6 protein-coding genes are annotated in these 6,729 nt (G+C 44.5%); 2 read left to right on the top strand and 4 right to left on the bottom strand.

All coding sequences use genetic code 11. The annotated features are described in order from the left end of the window. Positions 1–63: 63 nt before the first annotated feature. The 4 genes from trkA to def all read right to left on the bottom strand — a co-directional run bounded on the left by trkA (position 64) and on the right by def (position 4,401). Positions 64–1,440 carry a Trk system potassium transporter TrkA gene (gene trkA / locus Q0V26_RS17530; RefSeq protein WP_297486229.1) on the bottom strand — a complete coding sequence of 459 codons (1,377 nt, stop codon included), beginning with the start codon at positions 1,438–1,440 and terminating at the stop codon, positions 64–66. Between the two features lie 125 nt (positions 1,441–1,565). After that, on the bottom strand, positions 1,566–2,846 hold the full coding sequence (gene rsmB / locus Q0V26_RS17525) for a 16S rRNA (cytosine(967)-C(5))-methyltransferase RsmB (RefSeq protein WP_297486227.1): 1,281 nt from the start codon (positions 2,844–2,846) through the stop codon (positions 1,566–1,568). An 86-nt stretch (positions 2,847–2,932) separates the two neighbouring features. Next, positions 2,933–3,877, bottom strand: a complete 945-nt coding sequence (gene fmt, locus Q0V26_RS17520; protein WP_297486226.1) for a methionyl-tRNA formyltransferase — start codon at positions 3,875–3,877, stop codon at positions 2,933–2,935. A gap of 23 nt (positions 3,878–3,900) precedes the next feature. Then, positions 3,901–4,401 (bottom strand): peptide deformylase, encoded by a 501-nt coding sequence (def, locus tag Q0V26_RS17515; protein ID WP_080159084.1) that lies wholly within the window; start codon positions 4,399–4,401, stop codon positions 3,901–3,903. A gap of 348 nt (positions 4,402–4,749) precedes the next feature. Between def and Q0V26_RS17510 the strand changes: the two genes are divergently transcribed. Both Q0V26_RS17510 and dprA read left to right on the top strand, forming a co-directional pair. Then, positions 4,750–5,820: a LysM domain-containing protein gene (locus tag Q0V26_RS17510; RefSeq protein ID WP_297486223.1), complete on the top strand. Its 1,071-nt coding sequence runs from the start codon at positions 4,750–4,752 to the stop codon at positions 5,818–5,820. Between the two features lie 5 nt (positions 5,821–5,825). Then, positions 5,826–6,729 (top strand): DNA-processing protein DprA (dprA, locus tag Q0V26_RS17505; RefSeq protein WP_297486220.1); only part of this gene is annotated, 904 nt, incomplete at its 3' end.

Below are 6,729 nucleotides of genomic sequence, written 5' to 3'. Positions count from 1 at the left end.
GGCTATTTTAGATAGCACCAGTCCGAGTACAAATAATATTGGACGTAAATTAACCATAAGCTATTACAGAAAGAAGGGGCTCGGTTGGAAAAGACGTTCAACGTCAGGAATATATTTCTTATCAACTAAGAACATAACTACGTGGTCATTTTGCTCAATCATGGTGCGATCGTGGGCAATAAGAACCTCTTCTCCACGAACAACAGCACCAATCGTCGTGCCGGGTGGAAGTTTAATTTCACTGATGGCACGGCCAACCACTTTTGAGGTGTTAGCATCACCATGAGCAATCGCTTCAATCGCTTCTGCTGCACCACGACGTAGTGACGATACGTTCACGATATCAGCCTTACGAACATGAGTTAGCAATGCTGAAATAGTCGCTTGCTGCGGAGAAATTGCAATGTCAATGGTGCCACCTTGGACTAAATCAACATACGCACCACGTTGAATCAACACCATTACTTTTTTCGCGCCTAAGCGCTTAGCCAACATGGCTGACATGATATTTGCTTCATCATCATTGGTTACCGCAATGAAGACATCAATTTGCTCGATGTGCTCTTCACTGAGTAATTCTTGATCTGAGGCATCACCACAAAAGATGATAGTGTCTTGCAGCATTTCCGATAAATTTTCAGCACGCTGTTGATTATGCTCGATTAATTTTACACTGTAATTTTTTTCTAATCGGCGAGCTAAGCCTGCCCCGACATTACCTCCCCCTACAATCATTAACCGTTTATAAGGTTTTTCTAATCGCTGCAATTCACTCATTACCGAACGAATATGATTGCTTGCTGCGACAAAGAACACTTCATCGTCCGCTTCTATAATAGTGGTGCCTTGCGGGCGAATTGGCTGACCTTGACGGAATATGGCTGCTACGCGGGTATCAATGTGTGGCATGTGCTCGCGTAGGGCTGATAATGCGTTACCCACCAGTGGGCCGCCGTAATACGCTTTTACTGCCACTAAGCCGACTTTTTCTTCAGCAAAGCTCACCACCTGTAATGCACCTGGGTATTCGATTAAACGCTCAATGTAATCGGTCACTAGTTCTTCTGGCGCAATAAGGTGATCAACAGGAACCGCATCAGATTGAAATAATTGTTCTTTTTCACGTAAGTATTCTGGCGAGCGAATACGAGCGACACGGTTTGGAGTGTTAAATAATGAGAACGCGATTTGGCACGCAATCATATTAGTTTCGTCAGAGTTGGTCACTGCAACTAACATATCAGCATCTTGAGCGCCTGCATCACGAAGTGTTTGCGGGTGGCTCGCAAAGCCTTGTACAACACGAAGGTCGTATTTATCTTGCAGTTCACGAAGACGTTCTGGGTTCTTATCAACGATGGTTATATCGTTATTCTCGCCAACAAGGTTTTCAGCAAGAGTGCCGCCAACTTGTCCAGCACCGAGAATGATGATTTTCATAGCCTATGCCTGATGAGTAATGCCAACTAACAGTCACTGTGCCATAAATTGACAGTGAGTGGCGTATAAAAGAGACTAAAAAGCGGAATATTGAAGCTAAGTTCCGCTATTATTAATAATTTATCTTAGTTTGCTTTGATTAATACTGCATAGTAAAAACCATCCATTGCCTCTTCGCCGGGTAAAATTTGGCGGCCAGGAGAGGCAGGATCGCTATCGATTAAGGTTGCGTCAGCAGTACGGCTTAAGAATGCTTTTACTTGATCGCAGTTTTCTTGCGGTGTGATTGAACACGTTGCATAAACCAAAGTACCGCCTGGTTTTAACTGTAACCACATAGCATCAAAAATCTCAGCCTGTAGCAAGGCTAATGCTGCGATATCTTCGCCTCGACGTAACCATTTAATATCAGGATGACGACGAATAACGCCCGTTGCAGAACAAGGTGCATCCAGCAAAATGCGATCAAATTTTTCGCCATGCCACCATTGCTCAGGGTAACGCGCATCAGCACATAATACTTGTGCGGTCAGATGTAAACGTTCAAGGTTTTCATGTACACGTTTAAGACGATTCTCATCACAGTCAATCGCCACCACTTGTGTCGATGGTACGCGTTCCATGATATGAACTGTTTTACCACCAGGTGCGGCACAACAATCAAGAATCAATTCGCCGGGTTGTGGTTTAAGGTAATCTACAGCAAGTTGTGCTGCAGCATCTTGTACTGAAACCCAACCATCGCTAAAACCGGGTAATTTAGTGACATCACATGGTGAAATTAAACGCAATGCGTCTGCTGCTTGTGGGTGTAATTCGGTTGCAATACCTTCTGCATCTAATAATGCACGGTAAGTGTCACGATCATGGTGGTGACTGTTTACTCGTAACCACATTGGCGCTTTAGTGTTATTAGCTTCACAGATGGCGGCGTAGTCATCAGGGTAGCTGGCTTTAAGTAATTTCAATAACCAACTTGGGTGGCCATATTTACCTGCGTCGTGACTAACCGCTTGTTCATCTAGCGCTTCTTTTTGACGTTGGTAACTACGTAAAATGGCATTAATTAACCCACGTAATTGCGGTTTTTTAAGGGTTTTGGTGGCATCGACTGTTTCAGCGACTGCAGCGTGAGCAGGAATACGCATATAACCTAATTGATATAAACCAACTAAGATTAGGTGATGGAAAACACGTTGTTTACCTGTCAGCGGCTTCTCCATTAATGCTTGAGTGATTGACTCTAACCGAGGTAGCCAGCGTAATACGCCGTAGCAGATTTCCTGCAATAAAGCGTGATCACGTTCTCTTATATTCTGCTGCGCTAACGGTAGCGCGGCAGACAATGACTGCCCTTGATCGACGACCTGATAAATTACTTTGGCCGCTGCGGCTCTTACATTCATAGCTGTTTCCTGAACGCCGTTGATGCTGGCGCTACGTGGTTAATCTGAAAAAAGAAAAGCCAGTGACTTAACCCTGGCCTTGGTGTTTAAAGTTGGTTACCGATTTGGAACCATTCTCGACGTGAATTTAATAAATCCGCGACTGACATGGCTTTTTTACCAGGAGGCTGCAGTGACAATAAACGCAATGCACCAGTTGTTGTTGCGACTACGATACCGTGTTTATCTGCCGCTAAAATCGTACCCGGTAGTTGACCTTGATTGTCTTCTTCTACACTGGTTTGCCATACTTTGATCGTTTGCTCAGCAACAGTGAAATGGCTCATTGGCCATGGGTTGAAAGCTCGCACACAACGCTCAATAGCTGCTGCGTCCATAGTCCAATCAATTTGTGCTTCTTCTTTGCTTAATTTCTTGGCGTAGTTTGCTTGACCGTCATCTTGTTTGGTCACAACCGCAGTGCCATTTGCAATCGTTGTTAAACACTCAATCAATGCACTTGGGCCAAGGTTTGCTAATTTTTCATACATAGTGGCACTGGTATCAGTTGCCGTGATGGGTAACGTTGCGACTTGTAGCATGTCACCCGTATCAAGGCCGATATCCATTTGCATGATAGTGACACCAGTCTCGCTATCGCCCGCCCAAATTGAACGTTGAATAGGTGCTGCGCCACGCCAGCGTGGCAAAATTGAACCATGAACATTAATACAACCGAGTGGTGGTGTATCAAGTACTTCTTGAGGCAATAATAAACCGTAAGCAACAACAACCATGATATCGGCTTCAATAGCTGCCAGTTGTTGTTGAGCTTCAAGGTTACGCAGCGAGGCTGGTTGGAACACTGGAATATCGTGTTCTACGGCGATATTTTTCACCGGGCTTGCGGTGAGTTTTTTACCGCGACCTGCTGGGCGATCGGGTTGGGTGTAAACCGCAACAACTTGATGCTGTGAAGACAATAACGCCGCCAAATGACGGGCGGCGAAGTCAGGCGTACCTGCAAAAATAATGCGTAATGGTTTACTCAAGATAACCTCGAATGGTGATGTTGTTAGATAGAACGTTTTAGTTTTTCTAATTTGCTTTTAATGCGTTGACGCTTGAGTGGCGATAGGTAATCAACAAATAGCTTACCAGCAAGGTGATCTAATTCGTGTTGAATGCAAATAGCAAGTAGGTCCTCTGCTTCAAAGGTCAGCGGGTTGCCGTCACGATCCAATGCGGAAACAGTGATGGTTGCTGCGCGAGGAACAAAACCACGAGCACTTGGTACTGAAAGACACCCTTCTTCAATGCCTTCATCGCCATGAGCTGCCGTAATTTCAGGGTTGATTAGCACCATTGGCTGATCACGTTGCTCAGAAACATCGATAACCACGATTTGTTGATGAATATCGACTTGAGTTGCAGCAAGGCCGATACCTTCTTCTTCGTACATGGTTTCAAGCATGTCATCAATGATCTGCTGGATTTGTGGCGTGATCGCCGCAACGGGCTTGGCTACAGTACGTAGACGGTCATCTGGAAAGATTAAAACTGGCAATAGCGACATAAGGGCTCGAATTCGTTAACGGTTACTAGAAAGATACAGCGTTGTTGGTCTAATTCTAGTCATTTTAGCACTCAAATAACAGTACCGAATGCGCGTGGCGAGGGTTAACCGAAATTAGAGTCACGAAATAAAGACCACTTTTCACGAAAAAATTAATGTTAGCTCTTAGCAAAGTTCAGGCTTTGTCGATGTAACAGTGGTTATTAAATCGTGATATAAGCCGAAAAGCGCTTGGCAGTGATAGTTAAACAGTCGACATATCAAATAGCTAATGCCAATCTTTGCCAATATGAGTGATTATTTTATTATCGCTAGGTCGCAACTTGTGCAATCGAAGGAACGGATCACATGAGGCAATGGGTTATTATCGCGAGTTTTATTCTTTTTATGCCGTCGTTGGTTGCCGCGCCACAACCACAGCTAAAAAATAGTCATCCTGAAATTTATGTGGTTAAAAAAGGAGATACGTTATGGGATATTTCGGCTGTATTCTTGAATAACCCTTGGTCATGGCCGCAGTTATGGCAAAAAAACAGCTATATAAAAAACCCGCATTTAATTTATCCTGGCGATCGCTTACACCTTATTTGGGTTGACGGTAAACCGCAGTTAAGCCTTAAAAAACAACTTAAATTGTCACCAGAGATGCGCGTAGTACGCCAGCCTATTACTTCGTTGCCTGATTATTTAATGTTGGCGTATGTGGCCCAAGATAAATTGATCAGTGCTGATGCGATGACAACCCAACCGCAAATTCTAGGAACCAGTGAAGAGCGCGGCTATCTTTCAGTTGGTGATGTGCTGTGGGCTGATCAGGCATTGGTTCCGACTAGTCAGTGGCGAGTATATCGCTTAGAACAAGATTTTGATCGTGATGACAGTGCTAATGAAACGGCTAACTCTGCCATTAAAGCGACTATATCAACCTTGAAAGAGATTGCAGATGTCACTGTTATTACAAGTAATGGTGAGATGAGTCAGTTGAAAGTGGATGACTTTCAGCAAGAAATTATTCCAAATGATATTTTATTACCTTTATTAGACATTGATGGTCAAGCGGATCTGTCATTTTCACCAGCTACGCCGCCCGCGTCGTTATCTGCGATCGTGTTAGGCCAAATAAGTGGCTACAGTTATATTTCAAATTATGATGTGGTGGTATTGGATCGTGGTCATCTTGATGGCATGGTTGCAGGACAAGTGTTTGAGTTGTTTAAGCAAGGGGCTCAGGTACAAGGTAAAAAAGGTCAATATCATTATAAAAATAGCACCTTATTAACGGAGAGTACCCAACTTGGCACCATCGCTGTTGCACAAGCGATGGTATTACGTCCTTATGAGTATTTTAGTTTGGCGGTGGTGCTTAATAATCAGCAACCGTTTAAACCTGGCGTGGTTGCTCAAGCCCCACGTTTGTAATGGTTATGACAGAAACTGAGCTTATTGCATGGTTACAACTTGCGGCTGTTCCCTCTCTTGGTGGCAGCCGCATTCAGCGCTTGCTTACTTATGCGACGCCGTCGCAATTGGTGACAATGACAACTGAGCAATTACAGCAATGTGGTTTAACGACGAAACAAATACAGGCGTTTTTGCACCCCAATCCATCGCGGTTACAGTTAGCGTTACAATGGCAACAAGTTCCGCACCAGCACATTTTGACCCTCGACTCCCCCCATTATCCTCATTTATTAAAACAAATTTCCTCTCCACCCCCATTATTATTTGTTCGTGGCGATCTTTGTTGTCTCGGTGCACCACAAATTGCGGTGATTGGTAGTCGGTCGGCATCGATCGATGGTCGTGAATCGGCGTTCCATTTTTCAAAAGCATTAGCGACTAATAATTATGTCGTGACCAGTGGTTTAGCGTTAGGGATTGATGGTCAAGCACATCAAGGTGCGTTGCAGGCGGGAGGGTTAACCATTGCTGTATTAGGTTCTGGGCTCGATCAAATTTATCCTGCGCGGCACCGTTCTTTGGCTGCCAGTATTGCAGAGCAAGGGGCGTTGGTGTCCGAGTTTTGGCCTGATGAGCAACCTCGCCCGCAAAATTTTCCACGACGTAATCGCATCATTAGCGGCTTATCTACGGGAGTGTTGGTGATTGAAGCCGCGCAAAAAAGTGGATCATTGATAACAGCACGTTATGCGTTAGAACAAGGACGAGAGGTTTTTGCGTTGCCCGGTTCGATTCATAACCCTGCCAGCCGTGGTTGTAATGCGCTGATTAAATCAGGTGCTAAACTGGTAGAAAGTCCGGCTGATATTTACGAAGAGGTAGGAAGTCTGACAGAATGTGCAATAAGTAATCAAATAGGTGTGCCTT

It is taken from the genome of uncultured Photobacterium sp., assembly GCF_947039875.1.
In the GTDB taxonomy this organism is placed as follows: Bacteria; Pseudomonadota; Gammaproteobacteria; order Enterobacterales; family Vibrionaceae; genus Photobacterium.
Note: the sequence above shows the minus strand (reverse complement) of the source record. Positions and strands in the feature narration are given on the sequence as shown.